20 protein-coding genes and 1 pseudogene are annotated in these 21701 nt (G+C 58.9%); 17 read left to right on the top strand and 4 right to left on the bottom strand.

What is annotated here, in order from left to right:
* Nucleotides 1-479: 479 nt before the first annotated feature.
* From mnmG to glmU, 14 genes are all read left to right on the top strand, one after another.
* Nucleotides 480-2369: a tRNA uridine-5-carboxymethylaminomethyl(34) synthesis enzyme MnmG gene (mnmG, locus tag PG887_RS15830; protein ID WP_270822229.1), complete on the top strand. Its 1890-nt coding sequence runs from the start codon at nt 480-482 to the stop codon at nt 2367-2369.
* Nucleotides 2370-2389: 20 nt separating this feature from the next.
* Nucleotides 2390-3016 (top strand): 16S rRNA (guanine(527)-N(7))-methyltransferase RsmG, encoded by a 627-nt coding sequence (rsmG, locus tag PG887_RS15825; RefSeq protein ID WP_041215794.1) that lies wholly within the window; start codon nt 2390-2392, stop codon nt 3014-3016.
* 27 nt (nt 3017-3043) lie between these two features.
* Nucleotides 3044-3847 carry a ParA family protein gene (locus PG887_RS15820; protein ID WP_104455019.1) on the top strand — a complete coding sequence of 268 codons (804 nt, stop codon included), beginning with the start codon at nt 3044-3046 and terminating at the stop codon, nt 3845-3847.
* Nucleotides 3844-4752: a ParB/RepB/Spo0J family partition protein gene (locus PG887_RS15815; RefSeq protein WP_010672268.1), complete on the top strand. Its 909-nt coding sequence runs from the start codon at nt 3844-3846 to the stop codon at nt 4750-4752. The genes PG887_RS15820 and PG887_RS15815 overlap by 4 nt, the downstream gene beginning before the upstream one ends.
* A gap of 190 nt (nt 4753-4942) precedes the next feature.
* A complete protein-coding gene (locus tag PG887_RS15810) occupies nt 4943-5353 on the top strand; it encodes an ATP synthase subunit I (protein ID WP_010672267.1) in 411 nt (136 codons plus the stop codon).
* Nucleotides 5354-5361: 8 nt separating this feature from the next.
* A complete protein-coding gene (gene atpB, locus PG887_RS15805; RefSeq protein WP_010672266.1) occupies nt 5362-6144 on the top strand; it encodes a F0F1 ATP synthase subunit A in 783 nt (260 codons plus the stop codon).
* Nucleotides 6145-6202: 58 nt separating this feature from the next.
* On the top strand, nt 6203-6442 hold the full coding sequence (atpE, locus tag PG887_RS15800) for a F0F1 ATP synthase subunit C (RefSeq protein ID WP_010672265.1): 240 nt from the start codon (nt 6203-6205) through the stop codon (nt 6440-6442).
* A gap of 51 nt (nt 6443-6493) precedes the next feature.
* Complete coding sequence (gene atpF / locus PG887_RS15795) at nt 6494-6964, top strand: F0F1 ATP synthase subunit B (RefSeq protein ID WP_010672264.1); 471 nt, start codon at nt 6494-6496, stop codon at nt 6962-6964.
* A 13-nt stretch (nt 6965-6977) separates the two neighbouring features.
* A complete protein-coding gene (atpH, locus tag PG887_RS15790; protein WP_010672263.1) occupies nt 6978-7511 on the top strand; it encodes a F0F1 ATP synthase subunit delta in 534 nt (177 codons plus the stop codon).
* Nucleotides 7512-7526: 15 nt separating this feature from the next.
* Nucleotides 7527-9068: a F0F1 ATP synthase subunit alpha gene (gene atpA, locus PG887_RS15785; RefSeq protein ID WP_010672262.1), complete on the top strand. Its 1542-nt coding sequence runs from the start codon at nt 7527-7529 to the stop codon at nt 9066-9068.
* A 42-nt stretch (nt 9069-9110) separates the two neighbouring features.
* Complete coding sequence (gene atpG / locus PG887_RS15780) at nt 9111-9977, top strand: F0F1 ATP synthase subunit gamma (protein WP_010672261.1); 867 nt, start codon at nt 9111-9113, stop codon at nt 9975-9977.
* 33 nt (nt 9978-10010) lie between these two features.
* On the top strand, nt 10011-11399 hold the full coding sequence (atpD, locus tag PG887_RS15775; RefSeq protein WP_010672260.1) for a F0F1 ATP synthase subunit beta: 1389 nt from the start codon (nt 10011-10013) through the stop codon (nt 11397-11399).
* Nucleotides 11400-11417: 18 nt separating this feature from the next.
* A complete protein-coding gene (locus PG887_RS15770; RefSeq protein WP_010672259.1) occupies nt 11418-11846 on the top strand; it encodes a F0F1 ATP synthase subunit epsilon in 429 nt (142 codons plus the stop codon).
* 93 nt (nt 11847-11939) lie between these two features.
* Nucleotides 11940-13301 carry a bifunctional UDP-N-acetylglucosamine diphosphorylase/glucosamine-1-phosphate N-acetyltransferase GlmU gene (gene glmU / locus PG887_RS15765; RefSeq protein ID WP_201934953.1) on the top strand — a complete coding sequence of 454 codons (1362 nt, stop codon included), beginning with the start codon at nt 11940-11942 and terminating at the stop codon, nt 13299-13301.
* A 51-nt stretch (nt 13302-13352) separates the two neighbouring features.
* Here glmU and creD read toward each other — a convergent pair whose 3' ends face one another.
* The 4 genes and pseudogenes from creD to blrA form a co-directional block, all read right to left on the bottom strand.
* The gene (creD, locus tag PG887_RS15760) at nt 13353-14744 is read right to left on the bottom strand and encodes a cell envelope integrity protein CreD (protein ID WP_270822228.1); all 1392 of its coding nucleotides are present in this window, start codon (nt 14742-14744) and stop codon (nt 13353-13355) included.
* A gap of 121 nt (nt 14745-14865) precedes the next feature.
* A pseudogene (blaOXA, locus tag PG887_RS15755) lies at nt 14866-15660 on the bottom strand (class D beta-lactamase).
* A 99-nt stretch (nt 15661-15759) separates the two neighbouring features.
* Nucleotides 15760-17181 (bottom strand): beta-lactam sensor histidine kinase BlrB, encoded by a 1422-nt coding sequence (blrB, locus tag PG887_RS15750; RefSeq protein WP_270822227.1) that lies wholly within the window; start codon nt 17179-17181, stop codon nt 15760-15762.
* Between the two features lie 34 nt (nt 17182-17215).
* The gene (gene blrA, locus PG887_RS15745) at nt 17216-17890 is read right to left on the bottom strand and encodes a beta-lactam response regulator transcription factor BlrA (protein ID WP_041212060.1); all 675 of its coding nucleotides are present in this window, start codon (nt 17888-17890) and stop codon (nt 17216-17218) included.
* Nucleotides 17891-18012: 122 nt separating this feature from the next.
* Between blrA and PG887_RS15740 the strand changes: the two genes are divergently transcribed.
* From PG887_RS15740 to PG887_RS15730, 3 genes are all read left to right on the top strand, one after another.
* The gene (locus PG887_RS15740) at nt 18013-18786 is read left to right on the top strand and encodes a DeoR/GlpR family DNA-binding transcription regulator (protein WP_270822224.1); all 774 of its coding nucleotides are present in this window, start codon (nt 18013-18015) and stop codon (nt 18784-18786) included.
* Nucleotides 18787-18841: 55 nt separating this feature from the next.
* Nucleotides 18842-20674: a glutamine--fructose-6-phosphate transaminase (isomerizing) gene (gene glmS / locus PG887_RS15735; RefSeq protein ID WP_270822223.1), complete on the top strand. Its 1833-nt coding sequence runs from the start codon at nt 18842-18844 to the stop codon at nt 20672-20674.
* A gap of 428 nt (nt 20675-21102) precedes the next feature.
* Nucleotides 21103-21648, top strand: a complete 546-nt coding sequence (locus PG887_RS15730) for a TnsA endonuclease N-terminal domain-containing protein (protein WP_325783843.1) — start codon at nt 21103-21105, stop codon at nt 21646-21648.
* Nucleotides 21649-21701: the final 53 nt, after the last annotated feature.

Genomic DNA, 21701 nt, shown 5'->3' with positions numbered 1-21701 from the left:
CCGATCTCCCTGGTTATCCCCAGATCCCTATCCACCAGGTTATTAACAGGTGGATCCGGATAAGTTTTTCCCGAGAGCTCCCCACATGAGCTCGGATAATTGTGTATAACTTAGGTGCTAAGCTCTGCAAAACCTATAGTTATTCATGTATTAGATCTTGTCGACCATGTATCTGTGTATAAAAACCCATGTTATCCCCCCGTTCGCCCCCTCTGGATCCAAGCTTTTCCACAAGCAGCGATCGACCTTAACCGAATGATCTTTATGATCAAAAATGCCTTATCAACAGAAGTCGCGGATCCTAATAAAAGATCCAATAAAAGATCGATCTAAAGATCCTTAAGATCTATTTAACCGATCCCTGATCCATACTGATCCTGAAGTAGACGTTCCCCTCCGGATGCTAAACAGATAGAATGATCCGCCCTTCAGACCAGGCAAACAAAGATCTTCAGGCGTGCAGATCAAGGTGATCCCCAATGCAATACCATGAACAATTTGATGTGATCGTCGTCGGTGGCGGTCATGCAGGAACCGAAGCAGCAACAGCGGCAGCCCGCATGGGTCTCAATACCCTGTTGCTCACCCACAACATAGATACGCTGGGGCATATGTCCTGCAATCCGGCGATCGGCGGGATCGGCAAGGGACACCTGGTCAAGGAAGTCGACGCCCTTGGCGGGATCATGGCGCAGGCCATCGATCTCGGCGGGATCCAGTTCCGCACGCTCAACTCCTCCAAGGGCCCTGCGGTGCGGGCTACCCGTGCCCAGGCGGATCGCCTGCTGTACAAGGCTGTGGTGCGTCAGACACTGGAGAACTACCCGAACCTGAAGATCTTCCAGCAGGCCTGCGACGATCTGGTCATGGACGGGGATCGCGTCGCCGGGGTCGTTACCCAGAGCGGGATCCGCATCAGCGGCAAGACGGTCGTACTGACCGTTGGCACCTTCCTCAATGGTCTGATCCACATCGGCATGGAGAACTACAAAGGAGGTCGCGCCGGGGATCCTCCCTCGATTGCCCTCGCCCAGCGCCTGCGTGAAATGCCGCTGCGCATCGATCGCCTCAAAACCGGCACGCCACCACGCATCGATGCACGCACCGTCGATTTTTCCGTGATGCAGCAGCAACATGGTGATGATCCTCGCCCGGTCTTCTCCTTCATCGGCAACGCCAGCCAGCATCCCCGCCAGATGCCTTGCTACGTGACCCATACCAATGAGCAGACCCACGAGGTGATCCGCAACAACCTGGATCGCAGCCCCATGTACGCCGGAGTGATCGAGGGGATAGGCCCGCGCTACTGCCCGTCGATCGAGGACAAGATCACCCGCTTTGCCGACAAGACGGCGCATCAGATCTTTGTCGAACCGGAAGGCCTGACCACCCACGAACTCTACCCGAACGGGATCTCCACCAGCCTGCCGTTCGACGTGCAGGTGCAGATCGTCCGCTCGATCCGTGGTTTCGAGAATGCCCATATCACTCGCCCTGGCTACGCCATCGAGTACGATTTCTTCGATCCGCGGGATCTCAAGGCCAACATGGAGAGCAAGTGCATCGAGAACCTCTTCTTCGCCGGCCAGATCAACGGCACCACCGGCTATGAAGAGGCCGCTGCCCAGGGCCTGATGGCCGGTCTGAACGCGGGCTTGCGCGCCCAGGGCAAGGAAGCCTGGCACCCACGCCGGGATCAGGCCTACATGGGCGTGATGATGGACGATCTCTCCACACTGGGGACCCGCGAACCCTATCGCATGTTCACCAGCCGTGCCGAATATCGCCTGCTGCTGCGGGAAGACAATGCGGATCTGCGCCTGACCGCCATCGGCCGCGAGCTGGGTCTGGTGGACGATCATCGCTGGAGCCTGTTCAATGCCAAGGTGGAACAGGTGGAGCAGGAACGTCAGCGTATGCGCTCGACCTGGATCCACCCGCAGCATCCGTCTCTGGAGGCCGTCAACGCCCTGGTCAATACTCCCCTGACCCGGGAGCAGAGCCTGGAAGAGCTGCTGCGTCGCCCCGAGGTGACCTACAATGCCCTGATGGCCATCGAGGGTGTAGGGCCTGCATTGACCGATGCGGCTGCCGCGGATCAGGTGGAGATCCAGATCAAGTACGCCGGTTATATCGAGCGTCAGCACGACGAGGTGGAGAAACAGCTGCGCAACGAAAACACCCTGCTGCCGCTGGACATGAACTACCGCGACGTGAACGGTCTCTCCAACGAGGTGATCGCCAAGCTCAACGATGCCAAGCCAGAGACCATTGGTCAGGCGTCCCGCATCTCCGGCATCACCCCTGCCGCCATCTCCATCTTGCTGGTGCACCTGAAGAAACACGGCCTGCTGCGTAAAACCGCCTGAGGAATTCCCCGTTGGACAACATGTTGGAAAGATTGAACGGCCTGCTCATGCAGGCCGGAATTGTTATCACCGAAACCCAGAAGACCCAGTTGGTGCAGTTGGTCGAGTTGCTGCACAAGTGGAACAAGGCTTACAATCTCACCTCGGTGCGAGATCCGGACGCCATGCTGGTCAAGCATATCCTCGACAGCCTGGTGGTGAGCCCTCACCTGCACGGTGAACGCTTCATCGATGTGGGAACGGGTCCGGGTCTGCCCGGACTACCGCTGGCCATCATCAATCCGGACAAACAGTTCGTGCTGCTCGACAGCCTGGGCAAGCGGATCAACTTCATCCGCCAGGTGATCCTGGAACTGGGGTTGACCAATGTGACCCCCGTCAAATCCCGGGTGGAGGAGTATCAACCCGAGACCGGATTTGATGGTGTACTGAGCCGGGCTTTCGCCTCCCTGGAGGACATGCTGAGCTGGTGTCATCATCTGCCGTCACCCGAGGGCAGCTTCCTGGCGCTCAAGGGACAATACCCCGAGCAGGAGCTGGCACAGTTGCCTGACAGCATTCGTCTGGTTGCCACCCACAAGCTGGTGGTGCCGGAACTGGAAGGCGAACGCCATCTGCTGGAGTTTAAAGCCATCCAGCCCGAATAGGGCCGCCGCATTCATTTAGGGGACAGTGTGGGAAAAGTCATTGCCATAGCCAACCAGAAGGGTGGAGTGGGTAAAACCACCACCTGTGTGAATCTGGCCGCCTCCATGGCCGCTACCCGGCGCAAGGTGCTGGTGATCGATCTGGATCCGCAGGGCAATGCCACCATGGGCAGTGGCGTCGACAAGTACGATGTCGAGCGCACCGCCTATGAACTGCTGATCGAAGATGCCCCCATCGGCGAGGTGATCATCCCCGAAACCTCGGGAGGCTATCACCTGATTGCCGCCAATGCCGACGTGACCGCGGCAGAAATCCGCCTGATGGAGTTTTTTGCCCGCGAGATCCGCCTGCGCAACGCCCTGGCCTCGGTCAGGGACAAGTACGACTACGTCTTCATCGACTGCCCGCCTTCTCTCAACATGCTGACGGTGAATGCCATGGCCGCCGCCGACTCCGTGCTGGTGCCCATGCAGTGCGAATACTATGCGCTGGAAGGGCTGACCGCCCTGGTGGACACCATCAGCAAGCTGGCAGCCGTGGTCAATCCGGAGCTGAAGATCGAAGGGGTGCTGCGCACCATGTTCGATCATCGCAACCGGCTGGCCAATGATGTGTCCGATCAGCTGAAACAGCATTTCGGGGACAGGGTCTATCGCACCATCATTCCCCGCAACGTAAGACTGGCGGAGGCGCCGAGCTTTGGCGCGCCAGCCATGCACTATGACAAATCATCGGTGGGGGCCAAGGCCTATCTGGCCCTGGCTGGCGAGATCCTGCGCCGCCAGGAGCAGGAGTCCCAGCCGCTCACCGCAGATCGAGAGAGCATATGACGCCGAAGAAACGTGGGCTGGGCAAGGGGCTGGACGCCCTGCTCAGCACCAGCACGGCCGCCCGCCAGAAACAGGTGATGAGCGACCAGCGCACCGAACAGGCCATGGCCCCGACCAATCAGGGGGAATTGCGCAAGCTGCCGGTGGAGTGGCTGCAGTCCGGCAAATACCAACCGCGCAAGGATATGTCCCAGGATGCGCTGGAGGAGTTGGCCAACTCCATCCGTGCACAAGGGGTGATCCAGCCCATAGTGGTTCGCTCCATCGGTGAAAACCGTTTCGAAATCATTGCTGGTGAACGCCGCTGGCGCGCCTCCCAGCTGGCCCGTCTCGAAGTGGTGCCCTGCCTGGTCAAGGATGTCGCCGACGAGGCGGCCGTCGCCATCGCACTTATCGAGAACATCCAGCGTGAAGATCTCAACGCCATCGAGGAGGCCGTCGCCCTACAGCGCCTGCTGACGGAGTTCGAACTGACTCACCAGCAGGTTGCCGAGGCGGTGGGCAAGTCCCGCACCACGGTCACCAACCTGCTGCGTCTCAACCAGCTCAACGAGGACGTGAAGCGCTTCGTGGAGCACGGCGACCTCGACATGGGGCATGCCCGTGCCCTGCTGGCCCTGAGCGGCCAGGCCCAGTCAGAGCTGGCCAAACTGGTGGCCCAGAAGGGGCTGACAGTGCGAGATACCGAGAAGCTGGTGCAAAAAGCACTGGAACCGGCAAAAACCAGGGTTGAACCCGTCCGTGATCCCCAGTTTGGTTATCTCGAGCGCCAGATTTCTGAAAAAATTGGCAATCAGGTGCAACTTCAGCCGGGCAAGAAAGATAGCGGCAAGTTAGTAATAAGTTACGATAACTTGGCAGATTTGGACCGGGTATTGGGCTATTTTGGCCTGTCAGAATCGTGATTTTTACGCTTTTTGTAGTAATAAAACATCCATTACTTTCGATATGAACATAACCTTAATTTCGCGCGGAAAGCCGCAAAAATTAAGGATTTTTGCCATGTTGCAATAGCCGTCTTCACGGGTATAATTTGACCGGCTTTTCGAGCTGTGAACCTGGGGTCTTCGGATCCCGATTTTTTACAGTTCTGTAATGTTCAGGGGTAGGTTGGTGAAGCAGAAAATAGCCTTGGAAGGTTTGACGCTGGCCTTGGCTATGCTCGTTTGTCAGCTGGTCCTGATCCTGGCGATCGCCACCGTCTGGTTTTATCAGGCGGGAGAGTTCGCCGGACAATCCTCTCTCTACGGAGGGGGGATGTACTGGGTTCCTCAAGCCCTGTTCACGCTCTGGGTTCTGCGCCGCAAGGTGACGAAAGAGAGCGTAGGCCTGGTTTTGCGGGACTTTTATGGTGGGGCAGGGATTAAGCTCATTACTACAACAGGACTTTTCGCCCTGCTGTTTGGCGCCGGGATTGAGGTCGACACCGCCTCGTTCTTCGCCACTTATATCCTCGCCCTCGTTGTACAGTGGATAGTTTCATTCACGCTTAACAACCACTATTAGGAAAACTCATGTCTGCAACCGGAGAAGTCCTGACTCCTCAGGGATATATCTCCCACCACCTGACCCACCTGCAGGTAGGGTCCGGGTTCTGGACGGTGAATATCGATTCCATGATATTTTCCGTCGTGCTAGGCGCCCTGTTTATCTGGTTGTTCCGCAAGGTTGCCGTCAAGGCCACCAGCGGTGTGCCCGGTAAGCTGCAGTGCTTTGTGGAGATGCTGGTCGAGTTTGTGAATGGTAACGTCAAGGACATCTTTCATGGTCGCAACAAGGTCATCGCACCTTTGGCCCTGACGGTGTTCGTGTGGATCTTCCTGATGAACTTCATGGACCTGATCCCCGTTGACTTTATCCCTCACGCTGCACAGTTGATGGGTGTTCCCTATCTGCGTGTGGTTCCCTCTGCTGACGTTAACATCACCATGTCCATGGCTTTGGGCGTGTTCTTCTTGATCCTGTACTACAGCATCAAGGTCAAGGGTATCAGCGGGTTCGTGAAGGAGCTGACGCTTCAGCCTTTCAATCACCCTGCTGCCATCCCGGTTAACTTCATCCTTGAAACCGTCACGTTGATTTCCAAGCCTGTTTCATTGGGTCTGCGACTGTTCGGCAACATGTATGCTGGCGAACTGATCTTCATCCTGATTGCGGGTTTGTTACCCTGGTGGTCACAGTGGATCCTGTCCGTGCCTTGGGCAATCTTCCACATCCTGATCATCACTTTGCAGGCGTTTATCTTCATGGTTCTGACCATCGTCTATTTGTCGATGGCGCAGGAAGACCATGGTTGATGCAACTCAAATAATCCTTTTTATACAATCAATTACATCTAAATAAATGGAGATCCTCATGGAAAACTTGAACATGGACCTGCTGTACATCGCTGCTGCAATGATGATGGGTCTGGCGGCTATCGGCGCCTCCATCGGTATCGGTATCCTGGGTGGCAAGTTCCTGGAAGGTGCAGCTCGTCAACCTGACCTGATCCCTGTTCTGCGTACCCAGTTCTTCATCGTGATGGGTCTGGTGGATGCGATCCCGATGATCGCCGTTGGTCTGGGTCTGTATGTGATGTTTGCGGTTGCCTAAGTCATTACGACTCACGCAGAACCCATTAACTAACTAAAGAGGACATCGGCTGTGAATATCAACGCCACCCTCCTCGGCCAAGCAGTTGCTTTTTTCATCTTCGTAGTGTTTTGCATGAAGTACGTATGGCCGCCGCTGATGGCTGCCATCGAAGCCCGTCAGAAAGAAATCGCTGACGGCCTCTCTTCTGCAGAGCGTGCCAAGAAAGATCTGGAGCTGGCCAAGGCCAACGCCACCGATCAGCTGAAAGAAGCCAAGCTTCAGGCTGCTGAAATCATCGATCAGGCCAACAAACGCAAGGCCCAGATCATTGATGAGGCCGCTGTCGGAGCCCAAGCTGAGCGGGAGAAAATCCTGGCTCAGGGCCGTGCAGAGATCGAAGCTGAACGTCATCGTGCCAAAGAAGAACTGCGCAAGCAGGTTGCTGCTCTTGCCATCGCGGGTGCAGAGAAGATCCTGGCACGCCAAATCGACCAGGCTGCCAACAGCGACATCGTCGACAAACTGGTAGCAGAACTGTAACGGGAACGGGGCTATGTCTGAACTGACTACAATCGCTCGCCCCTACGCCAAGGCTGCTTTCGAGTTTGCCGTTGAGCACAAGGCGGTTGACCAATGGCTGGAGATGCTCGATTTCGCCGCTCAGGTGGCAGAAAACGAGACCATGCACAGCCTGGTAAACGGCTCCGTTGCTGCCGAAGAACTGGCAAAGCTGTTTGTCGGTGTCTGCGGTGAGCAGCTCAACGAGCACGGTCAGAACCTGATCCGGGTGATGGCCGAGAATGGTCGCTTGGGTGTGCTGCCGGCGGTCGTTGCCGAATTCGTCGCGCTCAAGGCTGAACTGGACAAAGAAGTTCAGGCTGACGTGATTTCGGCGATCGAACTGACCGACCAGCAGAAAGCCAATATTCAGGCTTCTCTGGAACAACGTCTCGCGCGCAAAGTGAAGCTGAATTGCAGCACAGATGCGTCCTTGATGGCCGGGGTGCTCATCAAGGCCGGTGATCTCGTTATCGACGGCACGGTCCGCGGTAAGCTGGATCGCATGGCCGATGCGCTGCAATCTTGATTGGGGTATTAGAGCATGCAACTGAATTCCACTGAAATCGCCGAGCTGATCAAGCAGCGCATTGCGCAGTTTGATGTCAAAAGCGAAGCGCGTAACGAAGGTACCATCGTTTCTGTAAGCGACGGTATCATTCGTATCCACGGTCTGGCCGATGCCATGCAGGGTGAGATGATCGAGCTGCCGGGCAACCGCTTCGCTCTGGCATTGAACCTGGAGCGTGACTCCGTTGGTGCCGTAGTAATGGGTCCCTATGCCGATCTGGCCGAAGGGATGAAGGTAAAGGGTACCGGCCGCATTCTGGAAGTGCCGGTCGGTCGTGGTCTGTTGGGCCGGGTGGTCAACACCCTGGGTCAGCCGATCGACGGTAAGGGTCCGGTAGACAACGACGGCTTCTCGCCGATCGAAGTGATCGCCCCGGGCGTTATCGAGCGTAAGTCTGTTGACCAGCCAGTCCAGACCGGTCTGAAAGCCATCGATGCCATGATCCCTATCGGTCGTGGCCAGCGTGAGCTGATCATCGGTGACCGCCAGGTTGGTAAGACCGCCATCGCCATCGACACCATCATCAACCAGAAAGATTCCGGCATTAAGTGCGTCTACGTTGCGATCGGCCAGAAGGCCTCCACCATCGCCAACGTGGTGCGCAAGCTGGAAGAGCACGGCGCCCTGGCCAACACCATCGTGGTCGTGGCTTCTGCCTCCGAAGCGGCTGCTCTGCAGTACCTGGCTCCCTACGCCGGTTGCTCCATGGGCGAGTACTTCCGTGACCGCGGCGAAGACGCACTGATCATCTATGATGACCTGTCCAAGCAGGCCGTTGCCTATCGCCAGATCTCCCTGCTGCTGCGCCGTCCGCCTGGACGTGAAGCTTACCCGGGTGACGTCTTCTATCTGCACTCCCGTCTGCTGGAGCGTGCTGCTCGCGTCAACGCCGAGTACGTAGAGAAGTTCACCAACGGTGCCGTGAAAGGCCAGACCGGTTCCCTGACCGCCCTGCCGATCATCGAAACCCAGGCCGGTGACGTCTCCGCGTTCGTTCCGACCAACGTGATCTCCATCACCGATGGCCAGATCTTCCTGACCTCCCAGCTGTTCAACTCCGGTATTCGTCCGGCGGTTGACCCGGGTATCTCCGTATCCCGTGTGGGCGGTGCTGCTCAGACCAAGATCGTCAAGAAGCTGTCCGGTGGTATCCGTACCGCGCTGGCCCAGTACCGCGAACTGGCGGCATTTGCCCAGTTCTCTTCCGACCTGGACGATGCTACTCGCAAGCAGCTGGATCACGGTCAGAAAGTCACCGAGCTGATGAAGCAGAAGCAGTACTCTCCGATGAGCGTGGCCCAGCAATCCCTGGTGCTGTTCGCCGCCGAGAAGGGTTATCTCGCCGATGTCGAACTGAGCAAGATCGTCGACTTCGAAGCCGCTCTGCTCTCTTACGCCAATACCCAGCATGCCGAGCTGATGGCTGAAATCAATGCCAAGGCCGACTACAACGACGCGATCGTTGGCAAGCTGACTGCGTTGCTGGATGACTTCAAGGCAACCCAGACCTGGTAAGCGTGTGTGGCAGCGCAAGCTGCCACCTGATGGAGAGAAGAGATGGCCGGCGCAAAAGAGATACGTAACAAGATCGGGAGTGTGAAGAACACTCAGAAGATCACCAGCGCTATGGAAATGGTGGCAGCGAGCAAGATGCGCCGTGCGCAGGAACGCATGTCTGCCAGCCGTCCGTACGCTGAAACCATGCGCAAGGTGATCGGCCATATCGCTCAGGGGAACTTGGAATACAAGCACCCCTACCTCATCGAACGTGAGGTGAAGCGAGTGGGTTACATCGTCGTCTCCACCGACCGTGGCCTGTGTGGTGGTCTGAACATCAACCTGTTCAAGGCTGCCCTCAATGATATGAAGCAATGGAGCGCGAAAGGTGCCAAGGTTGACCTGGCATTGATCGGTAACAAGGCCTCCAACTTCTTTGAACGGCACGGCGCCAAGGTGAAAGCCCACGTCTCCGGACTGGGTGACAACCCGAGCGTCAATGACCTGATCGGTTCAGTGAAGGTCATGCTGAAGGCTTACGACAACGGTGAGATTGACAGGCTGTATCTGGTGTACAACAAGTTCGTCAACACCATGGTTCAGCAACCAAAAGTCGATCAACTGCTGCCTTTGCCCGTAACAGAAGACAGCAAGCTCGCCAAGAAGCACCACTGGGACTACCTCTATGAGCCGGATCCCAAGCAACTGCTGGATACCCTGCTGATTCGCTACGTCGAATCCCAGGTCTACCAGGGTGTGGTAGAAAACTTGGCAAGTGAACAGGCAGCCCGAATGGTTGCCATGCAAGCCGCGACTGACAACGCCGGCAACCTGATTAACGATCTGCAACTGGTATACAACAAGGCCCGTCAGGCCAGTATTACCCAGGAGCTCACAGAGATCGTTTCCGGTGCTGCTGCGGTGTAAGGCAAGGGTTATCAAAGGTTTAGAGGATTTGACATGAGTAACGGTTTCATCGTCCAAATCATCGGCGCTGTGGTGGACATCGAGTTCCCGCAGAATGCCGTGCCCCAGGTGTACGATGCACTGAAGGTTGTCAGCGAAGGCCAAGGCCAGGGTCTGGTACTGGAAGTTCAGCAACAGATCGGCGGCGGCGTCGTGCGTTGCATCACCATGGGTTCCTCCGACGGTCTGCGTCGTGGGTTGGAAGTAGTTAACAGCGGCAAGGCCATCCAGGTACCGGTCGGTACCTCGACCCTGGGCCGTATTATGAACGTACTGGGCGACCCCATCGACGAGAAGGGTCCGATCGGCGAAGAAGAGCGTTGGTCCATCCACCGCGAAGCCCCCAGCTACGAAGATCAGTCCAACAGCACCGAGCTGCTGGAGACCGGCATCAAGGTTATCGACCTGGTATGTCCGTTCGCCAAGGGTGGTAAGGTTGGTCTGTTCGGCGGCGCCGGTGTAGGCAAGACTGTCAACATGATGGAGCTGATCCGTAACATCGCGATCGAGCACAGCGGTTACTCCGTGTTCGCCGGTGTAGGTGAGCGTACCCGTGAGGGTAACGACTTCTACCACGAGATGATGGAGTCCAACGTACTGGACAAAGTATCTCTGGTTTACGGTCAGATGAACGAGCCGCCCGGAAACCGTCTGCGCGTGGCGCTGACCGGCCTGACCATGGCCGAGAAGTTCCGTGACGAAGGTCGTGACGTGCTGTTCTTCGTGGACAACATCTACCGTTACACCCTGGCCGGTACCGAAGTATCCGCACTGCTGGGCCGTATGCCCTCCGCAGTAGGTTACCAGCCGACCCTGGCTGAGGAGATGGGTGTTCTGCAAGAGCGCATCACCTCCACCAAGACCGGTTCCATCACCTCCGTACAGGCCGTTTACGTGCCTGCGGATGACTTGACCGACCCGTCTCCGGCGACCACCTTCGCCCACCTGGATGCGACCGTCGTACTGTCCCGTCAGATCGCGGCACTGGGTATCTACCCGGCCGTTGACCCGCTGGACTCCACCTCCCGTCAGCTGGATCCGCTGGTGGTTGGCAAGGAGCACTACGAGACCGCTCGTGGTGTCCAGACCGTACTGCAGCGCTACAAGGAGCTGAAGGACATCATCGCCATCCTGGGTATGGATGAACTGTCAGAAGAAGACAAACTGACCGTAGCCCGTGCCCGTAAGATCGAGCGTTTCCTGTCCCAGCCGTTCTTCGTGGCCGAAGTATTTACCGGTTCTCCGGGCAAATACGTGCCGCTGAAGGAAACCATCCGTGGCTTCCAGGGCATCCTGAAGGGCGAGTATGACGATCTGCCGGAGCAGGCGTTCTACATGGTTGGCGGCATCGACGAAGTCGTCGAGAAGTCCAAGAAACTGTAAGCCTCGATAGGAGGGCCCATGGCTGAGATGATCTCCTTTCACCTGGATGTGGTGAGCGCCGAAGGAAAACTGTTTTCCGGTCGCGTGCAATCTGCCCAGGTATCAGGCTCCGAAGGTGAGCTGGGTCTCCGCCACGGTCATGCTCCGTTGCTGACTGCCATCAAGCCGGGCCTGGTCCGCTTGATCAAGCAAAATGGTAGCGAAGAGGTGCTGTACATCTCCGGCGGCATGCTGGAAGTACAACCCGAAGCCGTGACCGTGCTGGCCGATACCGCCATTCGCGCCGACGATCTGGATGAGGCGAAAGCCCAGGAAGCCAAGCGTCGTGCCGAAGAGCGGATCAACAGCTCCCATGGTGATATCGACTATGCTCAGGCGTCTGCCGAGCTGGCCAAAGCGATGGCCCAGCTGCGGGTTATCGATATCGTCAAAAAGAATTACCGCTAATCACGGTGATGCAAAAAGCGATCTTCGGGTCGCTTTTTTTTTGCCCGTTGGATAGACTCCGCCCAGCATTTCCACCTGTTTCAAAGGCTAGCTATGTCTCTCAATGTCGTGATCCTGGCTGCGGGCAAAGGCACCCGCATGCGTTCCTCCCTGCCCAAGGTGCTGCACCCCGTTGCCAGCAAGCCCATGGTCTCCCATGTGATCGAGACCGCCCGCCAGATCGGTGCCGAACAGCTGCACCTGGTCTATGGCCACGGCGCCGAACTGCTGAAGGAGCGGATCCAGGCATCTGACCTCAACTGGGTGCTGCAGGCTCAGCAACTGGGGACCGGCCATGCCGTCGCCCAGGCCATTCCGTTCTGGCATGACGAAGACGACGTGCTGGTGCTCTACGGCGATACCCCGCTGATCCAGCCCGAGACCCTGCAACGCTTGCTGGCCGCCAAGACCGACGATGGCATGGCGCTGCTGACCGTGGTACTGGACAACCCGACCGGCTATGGCCGCATCGTGCGGAAACACGGCCAGGTGGTCGGCATTGTCGAGCAGAAGGATGCCAACGCCGAGCAACTCGCCATCCGTGAAGTGAACACCGGCGTGCTGGTGGCCAACGGCGGCCAGCTGCGCAGCTGGCTCTCCCGCCTGGACAACAAGAATGCCCAGGGCGAGTTCTACCTGACCGACGTCATCGCCATGGCCCATGGGGATGGCTGTGCCATCGCCGCCGTCCACCCGGACAGCGCCATGGAAGTGGAAGGGGCCAACAATCGGGTGCAGCTGGCTGCGCTTGAGCGCAGCTACCAGCAGATGCAGGCCGAGAAGCTGATGATCGCCGGCGCCACCCTGATCGACCCGGCCCGCTTCGATCTGCGCGGCACCCTGGAAATCGGGGAGGAGGTGGTGATCGACGTCAACGTCATCATCGAAGGCAAGGTGGTGCTGGGCAATCACGTGCGCATCGGTGCCGGCAGCGTATTGAAGGATTGCGTGATCGGCGACCACACCGAGGTGAAACCCTACTCCGTCATCGAAGGTGCGCAAATTGCTGACCAGTGCTCGGTCGGGCCCTTTACCCGCCTGCGCCCGGGTGCCGTGCTGGAGCAGGATGCCCATGTCGGCAACTTCGTCGAGATGAAGAAGGCTCGGCTGGGTGTGGGCTCCAAGTGCGGTCATCTGACCTATCTGGGCGATGCGGAGATCGGTGCCAAGGTGAACATCGGTGCCGGCACCATCACCTGCAATTACGACGGGGTGAACAAGTTCCAGACCATCATCGAGGACGATGTCTTCGTCGGCTCCGATACCCAGCTGGTGGCGCCGGTGCGGATCGGCAAGGGGGCGACCCTGGGAGCGGGTTCCACCATCACCAAGGATGTGGCGGAAAACGAGCTGGTGATCACCCGGGTGCCCCAGCGCCACATTCCGAACTGGCCCCGTCCGGTTAAGAAGAAGTGATGCCCGATCAATGAAATGCAAACCGGCGCCCGAGGGCGCCGGTTTTTTTGCTTATGGCTGATGGCTGGTGTTACTGGTCGATGGCTGGGGGGCCGCCCATGCGGTGGCGGAGGGGCTGTTCTCCATCACCTGATACCAGTCGAGCTTGCGAGTCAGCCCCATGACCAGCGCCAGGGTGGCGAACAGCAGCAGGGCGCCGAGCAACAGGGCTGTCTCCTCGGCCTGCAGCAGCCCGAACAGAATGGCGTAGACCAGCCCCAGCAGGGCGGCGAATCCCATGCCCTGTTTCGGCCCGCCCAGCACATGGCTCAGGTAGAAGCCGTTGAGGGCCACACTGGCCAGGGCGGCAATGAGATAGGCCCAGGCAAAGCCGAGATGCTCGGTCAGCGCCAGCAGCACCAGATAGAAGATGGCCAGCCCCATGCCAACCAGCGCGTACTGGATGGGGTGTACCCGCAGCCCCTTGAGCAGCTCGAACATGAAGAAGCTGATGAAGGTGAGGCCGATGAACAGCAGGGCATATTTGGCGGCCCGCTCGTTCAGCTGATAGTGATCCACCGGTTGCACCAGGCTGACGCTGAATGACGGCAGTTTGGTGCCCGCTCCCTTCATCATGCGGTTGAAGCGGCTCTCCATGTCGGTGACGAACCAGCTGGTCTGCCAGCTTGCCTCGAACCCTTGATCCGCAAGGGTGCGTTCACCGGGCAGAAAGTCGCCGAGAAAATTGGGATGGGGCCAGTTGCCGTTCAGGTGAAACCGGCTGTCCTGTCCGAGCGGCACCACTTCCAGCGCATTCATGCCCTGCAGATCCAGCTCGATGTGAAAGCGGCCATCTTCGTCTGGCAAGGCGTTGAGCGGGGCATGGATCCCCACTCGCCCGTCCCCCAGCTGGGCACCAGGGGCAAACGGGATGCGTTGCTCCCCCCATTGCAGTTCGGGTACGCGGCTGATGCCCCGGGCATCGGAGAGGATCAGGCTGAGATAGGGTTTACCCGGCACCAGGGCGGGATCCGCCGGGTCGAAGCTCAGGTTCGGGTTGCCGGCCACCAGCCCCTTGTCAGCCAGGCTGGTGGGCATCAGGCCGGAGAGAGAGAGGCGACTGTGATAAATCTGGGCCTGATAGATGCCGAGCTTGCGCGGGGTCACCTCCATGCTGGCCCGCACGTCCAGCCTCTTGGGCAGCAGGTAGCGATAGACCTGCTCCTTGCGCACGAAATGTTTGTCATCCTGCTCGACGGTAACGGCCCGGGTATAGGGTTGTACCAGTACGGGCCCCATCAGGCGCTGGGGCCCGCTGTGGCTGGCCATGATGCTGTGAATGGCCTGACTGCGATAGGCCTGGCGCTCCCGATTCAGCTCCATGATGGCGTGAACCGGGATCATCATCAGCAGGCAGAGCAACAGCAGCAGGGCGATCTTGTGGGTGAAAATCTGTTTGACCATGACACGTCTCCTTGTTGTTGAACGGGAGTGTGCCGGGGTCGCGTGAAGGGAGGATGGGGCAGTGTGAAGCGGTGGTGAAGGGGGATAAAAAAACCGGCGCCAGGCGCCGGTGTTGCTGGCATCAGAGTGTCTTCAACCGGGCCGGCAGGGCGGCGAACACCTCCTCCCTGGCCCTGAGGGAAGCGAACTGCTTGCCCGGCTTCTGGATAACGGTGTGGACGAAGATGAGCGTTTTGTCCTGTTTGCTGGCCCAGCCGACGAACCAGCCGATCTGCTGCTCCCTGTTCAGGCTGCCATCCAGCAGCTTGGGGTAACCCATGCCGGTCTTGCCGTGGATCTGCCAACCGTCGATGTCGGGCTGACGCATCAGGTTGGCGGTATGGCGCAGGGTCTAGGCGGAGACCGGCAGCTTGCCGCTCACCATCTTGCCAAGGAAGCGGGCTTGCTCCTGGGGGCTGATGGCGAGGCTGGCGCTGAGCCAGGCTTGGGTCAGACCGTCGTGCTTGCCCGGGTTGCCTTCGAGATCCCGGTTGCCGTAGTCGAAGCTGTCCACGTAGTGCTGGAAGCGAGCCTCTCCCAGCCACTCGGTGAGGCGCTGCGAGTACCAGATGACCGAGAATTGCATCCAGCTGCTCGGGGTGGTGGTCTGTTTCCACTCCGGCAGGAAATCAGGATCACCGGCCTTGAACGGCAGGGCCGGCAGTTGTTCATCCACCAGAAAGCCGCTGTCATAGCCCATCAGTGCCAGCGGGATCTTGAAGGTGGAGGCCGGGGTCAACTGGGCGGCACAGTCCCCCTGGGTGCTGACGGGTTTGCCGGTGCCATCGGCAAACAGCATGCAGCCAGAAGCGGCGCTGGCAGGCAGTGCACAGAAGAGGCCGGCGGCAAGCAGACCGGACAACAGCATACGGGGCATATCTATCTCCTTGATTAATATGAATGCGCATCGACGGGGACGGTCGTCATCGAGGAGGTGCAGCTTAGCCCGGCTCTGTGTGCTTGGTGTGAAGTGACCTCAGTTGCCGGGCAGCCAGAGTGTGGCCAGCACCCCCCCATCCGGCTGATTGGCAAGAGCAAGATGGCCGCCATGCTGGCGTGCCACCTCCATGGTAAAACTGAGCCCGAGGCCGCTGCTTTTTCCCTTGTCTGGCCTTGGCAGGGAGTAGAAACGCTCGAAAATCCTGGGCAGCGCAAAGTCGGGAATGCCTGGCCCCTGATCCCGCACCCGGAAGCAATAACCCCCCTCCTCCATGGCGCCGCTCAGCACCAGGGTGCTGCCGGCGGGGGCGAAATCGAGGGCGTTGTCCAGCAGGTTGCCAAGGGCCTGCTCCACCAGCAGGGGATCCCACTTCTGCTTCTGACCTTCCCCCAGCTCGGCGTGCAGGGCGATCTGGCGGCGCTGGGCCTGGATCTGGCGGGCGTCGAGCACCCGTCTGCCCAGCCGGGCCGGCTCAACGGATTGTCTGTCCAGCCCCTGCCCTGATTCGAGGCGGGCGAGTTGCAGCATGCGTTCGATCAGCTGCTGCATGCGGGCCGTCTCCAGATTGATGTTGCCGATGAAGCGTGCGGCCACCTCCGGCGGCGGCGCCTCGGCCAGGATCTCCCCCGCCCCGCGAATGGCCGCCAGCGGGCTTTTGAGCTCGTGGGTCAGGCTGTGGACATAGGCCTCGATATAGGCCTTGCCGTCCAGTTGGCGGCGCATGGTCTCCAGGGAGTGGCCTAGCCTGTCCAGTTCGGGGCTGTAGAGGCGCGGCAGGCTGGCGGGCTGACCCTGGCTGATTGCATCTGCATAGTGCACCAGCTTGCCGATGGCGCGGTTGAGCCACCACACCAGCAAGGCGCCGATGAGCAGCGAGATGAACAGCAGCAGGGCCGCCCCTTTCAGCAACTGCTGTTCGCTGCGCTCTATCATGGGCTGCAGGGTGCTGTTGGGCTTGGCGACGGTGAGGGAGCCGATGATCTCGGCCCCTTCCCGCAGCGGAGCTGCCACATACATGGTCGAGCTGGCAGCATCGTCGGGATCGGTACGGGTGCTGCGGGCGCCATATTCGCCACGCAGGGTCAGGTAGACGTCGTTCCAGCGCGAGTAGTCCTTGCCCAGATCCACCCCGTCCGAGTCGTAGACCACCCTGCCTTTTGCGTCGGTCACATAGATGCGGTACTCCGCCTGCTGCTTGAGGTGGCCATCGATGAGGGCATTGATGGGACTCTGGTTGAGGCGGGCGAAGGCGCTGGCCAGCCGGCCATTCGCCATCTTTCCTTCCTGCATGTCGTCCAGGGCCAGGGGGGCCAGCATCTGGGCCATGTCCACCAGGGTATCTTCGGTGGCGCTGCGTACCCCGGGCTTGATCTCCTCGACGAAGATCTCCAGCACGAACCAGGCAGCCAGGGCGAAGATCAGCACCAGGCCGCACAGCAGTTGCAATCCGATTCTCATCTCATCCCCCTGCCGATGCCCGGCCACTCTGAGTTCATGCCAGCTCCAGGCTGTAGCCCAGCCCGCGGTGGGTCAGGATCAGGTTGGCGTCAGGGTCCCGCTCCCGCAGCTTGGCCCGCAGAGTCTTGATGTGGGTGTCGACGGTGCGATCCAGACTCTCTTCCGCATCCTGCCACACCAGATCCATCAGCTGCTGGCGGGAGTAGACCCGACCCGGCGCCAGCATCAGGGTCTTGAGCAGCAGGTACTCATAGCGGGTGAGCGTCAGGGGCTGGCCCAGGAAGCAGATTCGTGCCCGCTCCTCGTCCAGGGCGAGTGGCTGTATCGGCTGGTAGGGGGCGGGCTGGCTGCGGCGCAGGATGACCCGCACCCGGGCGCACACCTCACGGGGTGAGAAGGGTTTGGCCACATAGTCGTCTGCCCCTATCTCCAGCCCGATCAGCCTGTCTATCTCCTCGCTGCGAGCGGTGAGAAACATCAGGGGAATATCGGTCAGTGCCCGCACCCGCTTGCACAGTTCAAAACCGCTGATATCCGGCAGCCCCACATCCAGGATCAAAAAATCCGGTCGCGTCTGTTCCAGTCGCGCCAGCAACGGCTGACCAAGGGGGAACCACTCCACCTCGAAACCATCGGTCTGCAGGGCATAGATCAGGGTATCGGCAATGCTGGCTTCATCTTCCACCAGCCAGATGAGTCGTTTTTGCATGGCGTCCTCGTCGCAAATCGGCTCCTCATTCTGGCATCGAACCAAATCGGATCCTATTTGCCGTTTGATTTTTCCCGAAAAGGCATTAATATTTCGCCATTCTTTCGAATCGAAACTTATAAATGACCAAACGCAACACACAGCAGCGCCGTCACACCATAGTGAGTCTGGTGCAGGAGCAGGGGGAAGTCAGCGTCGATGCCCTGGCCAAACACTTCGCCACTTCCGAGGTGACCATCCGCAAAGATCTGGCGGTGCTGGAGACCGGTGGCCTGCTGCTACGCTGTTACGGCGGTGCTGTTCCCCTCCCCAGCGAGATGGTGGTGGACAGCAACCCGGAACAAGTTTCGAATCGAAAGCTGGCCATTGCCCGCGCCGCCGCCGAGCGGATCCGCGATCACAACCGCGTCATCATCGACAGCGGCAGCACCACCAGCGCCATGATCCCCATGCTGGGCAACAAGCGCGGCCTCATCGTCATGACCAACTCTCTCAATGTGGCCGGTGCCCTGCGCGAGCTGGAAAACGAGCCCACCCTGCTGATGACTGGCGGGACCTGGGATCCCCATTCCGAATCCTTCCAGGGGCAGGTGGCGGAGCAGGTGCTGCGCTCCTATGACTTCGACCAGCTCTTCATCGGTGCCGATGGCATCGACCCGGAGCGGGGCACCACCACCTTCAACGAGCTGGTGGGCCTCTCCCGGGTCATGGCCGAAGTGTCGCGGGAGGTCATCGTCATGGTGGAGTCGGAGAAGATCGGCCGCAAGATCCCCAATCTCGAGCTGCCCTGGTCCGGCATCCATACCCTGGTGACCGACGAGGGGCTGAGCAATGCGGCCAGAGAACAGATTCAGGCCAGGGGGATCACGCTGATTTGCGCCCCCGTGGCCGTGTGACCTGAACAAACCATTATCCAACCGAATTAACGTCTTACGTTTCAAGGAGAAGTCTATGTGTGGCATCGTCGGGGCCGTCGCCCAACGTAATGTGGCTGAAATCCTGGTAGAGGGTCTGCGCCGTCTGGAATACCGTGGCTACGATTCGGCCGGTGTCGCCGTGTTCAGCGCCAACCAGCCGCTGCAGCGGGTGCGTCGCCTCGGCAAGGTGGCCGAGCTGGCCAAGGCACTGGAGGAGCAGTCCGTCCACGGTGGTACCGGCATTGCCCACACCCGCTGGGCTACCCATGGCGAGCCGTCCGAGCGCAATGCTCACCCCCATGTCTCCGAGCATATCGTGGTGGTGCACAACGGCATCATCGAGAACCACGAAGAGCTGCGGGAAGAGTTGAAGGCGCTGGGCTATGTGTTCAGCTCCGACACCGACACCGAGGTGATTGCCCACCTGGTGCACCACGAGCTGAAATCCGCCCCCAGCCTGCTGGTGGCCATGCAGGTAGCGGTGAAGCAGCTGCGCGGCGCCTACGGCACCGTGGTCATGGACAGCCGTGACGACAGCCGCGTGGTGGTGGCCCGTTCCGGCTCCCCCCTGGTGATCGGCCGCGGCATCGGCGAGAACTTCATCGCCTCCGACCAGATGGCCCTGCTGCCGGTGACCCGCCGCTTCATCTTCCTGGAAGAGGGCGATGTGGCCGAAGTGACCCGCCGCGACGTGCACATCTTCGATACCAACGGCCATGCCGTGGTACGCGAGGAGCTGGAGTCCGAGCTCTCCCACGATGCCGGTGACAAGGGCGAATACCGACACTACATGCTCAAGGAAATCTACGAGCAGCCCAAGGCCATCACCAACACCCTGGAAGGCCGCCTGGGCAGTGATCACGTGGTGGTCGAGTCCTTCGGCAACGGCGCCCGCGCCATTTTCGACAAGGTCGAGCACGTCCAGATCGTCGCCTGCGGCACCTCCTACAACTCCGGCATGGTGGCCCGCTACTGGTTTGAAGAGATCGCCGGTGTCTCCTGCGACGTGGAGATCGCCTCCGAGTTCCGCTACCGCAAGTCGGTGGTGCGCCCCAACAGCCTGCTGGTGACCCTGTCCCAGAGCGGCGAGACCGCCGACACCCTGGCAGCCCTGCGGTTGGCCAAGGAGTCCGGTTACATGAGCTCCCTGGCCATCTGCAACGTGCCGGGCTCCTCCCTGGTGCGGGAATCGGATCTGGCCTTCATGACTCGTGCTGGGGCAGAGATCGGGGTGGCGTCCACCAAGGCCTTCACTACCCAGCTGGCCGGCCTGCTGATGCTGGTGGCTTCCGTCGGTCACTGCCGCGGCAACCTGAGTGCCGATGCCGAGGCCGAGCTGGTCAAGGCGCTGCAAGCCCTGCCTGTGCGCATCAAGGAGAGCTTGGCCCTGGCCAAGCAGATCGAGACTCTGGCCGAAGAGTTTGCCGACAAGCACCATAGCCTGTTCCTCGGTCGTGGCAGCCAGTACCCCATCGCCATGGAAGGGGCGCTCAAACTCAAGGAAATCTCCTACATCCACGCCGAGGCCTATGCCGCCGGTGAGTTGAAGCATGGCCCGCTGGCGCTGATCGATGCCGAGATGCCCATCATCGTCGTAGCGCCGAACAACGATCTGCTGGAGAAGCTCAAGTCCAACGTGGAAGAGGTGCGTGCCCGTGGCGGTATCCTCTATGTGTTCGCCGATGCGGACGCCGGTTTCAAGAGCGACGAGACCATGCGGGTGATGAGCCTGAACCACGTGGAAGAGATGATCGCGCCGATCGTCTATACCGTGCCGTTGCAGTTGCTCTCCTACCACGTCGCCCTCATCAAGGGCACCGACGTGGATCAGCCGCGCAACCTGGCCAAATCCGTGACTGTGGAATAAGCCGTCGCCGGAAATGAAAAAAGATGTATTCGAGTAATAAAGTTGGATACCAAGTAATATAGTTGGATACTAAGTAATAAAGTTGAATACCAAAACCGCCCTAGGGAAGGTGCGAATAAGTACCCTATGTGCCAAAACTAAAAAGTTTAGCCATTTAATATCAATAATTTAGAATGGTGTGTTTTTGTGCCAAGTGACTTGTTAGCACCTTCCCTAGCTATGCTCAATTTATGAGCCAATGGCTGGGCGGTTTTTTCATGGCTGGGAAAAAGTACGTCAACACCGAGTTGCAGAATCAGAAGTGGCTACGTGAGGGGCGAGGCAGTGGCCACGGCTCTGAGTACAAACCATGGTTAACGGTCAGGGACTTATCCTCTCAAGGTCGTTCACATCGTGTCTTTGGCCATAAATCGCAATGAACCCACCACTTGTTGTCAGATCTGGAGTTGGCCGTATTCCTGCTTTTGGAATGGAGTCGTTCAACGGTAGATATTCGTGAGCAATTTCCTCTTCGGTTGGAAGATACCAAGGCTCTGGCTTTGGAGTCTGGGATAGATCACCCATCCGTTCGCGGCGTTCTCCAAGTGATGAGTTCAGATTTCCTCGTCAACACCACAGACGCCAGCCAGCCAAAATTCGCATTGCAAGCCAAGTATGCTGAAGCACTGAGTGATGCCAGAACCATTGAGAAACTGGAGCTGGAACGCCGCTATTGGTTACAAAAAGGTATTCCCTGGTGGCTGATCACGGAGAAGGACATTCCCAGTGTGGTCACGCAAAACATCAGTTGGCTCTATCCGGCACAACGGGATGAGATAGAAATTGATGTCCTGATGGAGCGAGCGGCGTTTTATCAGCATCACTTCCAGAATGATCCAGATAGAAACGTAATTGAGGTAGCCAAACAGCTGGATACGGCCTACCAGCAACCCATGGGGCAATCATTGTTAGGGAAGGTGCGAACAAGTCCCTGATATGAGATCATGTTTGTCATCTGGAGCCATGGAACAGGGTTCATCATGAGTCA

The organism is Aeromonas sp. QDB14 (assembly GCF_027707845.1).
In the GTDB taxonomy this organism is placed as follows: domain Bacteria; phylum Pseudomonadota; class Gammaproteobacteria; order Enterobacterales; family Aeromonadaceae; genus Aeromonas; species Aeromonas caviae.
This window is presented reverse-complemented; position numbering and strand designations above follow the sequence as displayed.

Bases quoted from the DNA above. Each gene is read 5' to 3' on its own strand.
- atpB (WP_010672266.1), top strand. From the start codon at position 5,362: ATGTCTGCAACCGGAGAAGTCCTGACTCCTCAGGGATATATCTCCCAC.
- mnmG (WP_270822229.1), top strand. From the start codon at position 480: ATGCAATACCATGAACAATTTGATGTGATCGTCGTCGGTGGCGGTCAT.
- PG887_RS15740 (WP_270822224.1), top strand. From the start codon at position 18,013: ATGACCAAACGCAACACACAGCAGCGCCGTCACACCATAGTGAGTCTG.
- blrB (WP_270822227.1), bottom strand. From the start codon at position 17,181: ATGAGAATCGGATTGCAACTGCTGTGCGGCCTGGTGCTGATCTTCGCC.
- atpA (WP_010672262.1), top strand. From the start codon at position 7,527: ATGCAACTGAATTCCACTGAAATCGCCGAGCTGATCAAGCAGCGCATT.
- PG887_RS15810 (WP_010672267.1), top strand. From the start codon at position 4,943: ATGTTCAGGGGTAGGTTGGTGAAGCAGAAAATAGCCTTGGAAGGTTTG.
- glmU (WP_201934953.1), top strand. From the start codon at position 11,940: ATGTCTCTCAATGTCGTGATCCTGGCTGCGGGCAAAGGCACCCGCATG.
- rsmG (WP_041215794.1), top strand. From the start codon at position 2,390: ATGTTGGAAAGATTGAACGGCCTGCTCATGCAGGCCGGAATTGTTATC.
- glmS (WP_270822223.1), top strand. From the start codon at position 18,842: ATGTGTGGCATCGTCGGGGCCGTCGCCCAACGTAATGTGGCTGAAATC.
- atpD (WP_010672260.1), top strand. From the start codon at position 10,011: ATGAGTAACGGTTTCATCGTCCAAATCATCGGCGCTGTGGTGGACATC.
- creD (WP_270822228.1), bottom strand. From the start codon at position 14,744: ATGGTCAAACAGATTTTCACCCACAAGATCGCCCTGCTGCTGTTGCTC.
- PG887_RS15770 (WP_010672259.1), top strand. From the start codon at position 11,418: ATGGCTGAGATGATCTCCTTTCACCTGGATGTGGTGAGCGCCGAAGGA.
- PG887_RS15815 (WP_010672268.1), top strand. From the start codon at position 3,844: ATGACGCCGAAGAAACGTGGGCTGGGCAAGGGGCTGGACGCCCTGCTC.
- atpE (WP_010672265.1), top strand. From the start codon at position 6,203: ATGGAAAACTTGAACATGGACCTGCTGTACATCGCTGCTGCAATGATG.
- atpG (WP_010672261.1), top strand. From the start codon at position 9,111: ATGGCCGGCGCAAAAGAGATACGTAACAAGATCGGGAGTGTGAAGAAC.
- blrA (WP_041212060.1), bottom strand. From the start codon at position 17,890: ATGCAAAAACGACTCATCTGGCTGGTGGAAGATGAAGCCAGCATTGCC.
- atpH (WP_010672263.1), top strand. From the start codon at position 6,978: ATGTCTGAACTGACTACAATCGCTCGCCCCTACGCCAAGGCTGCTTTC.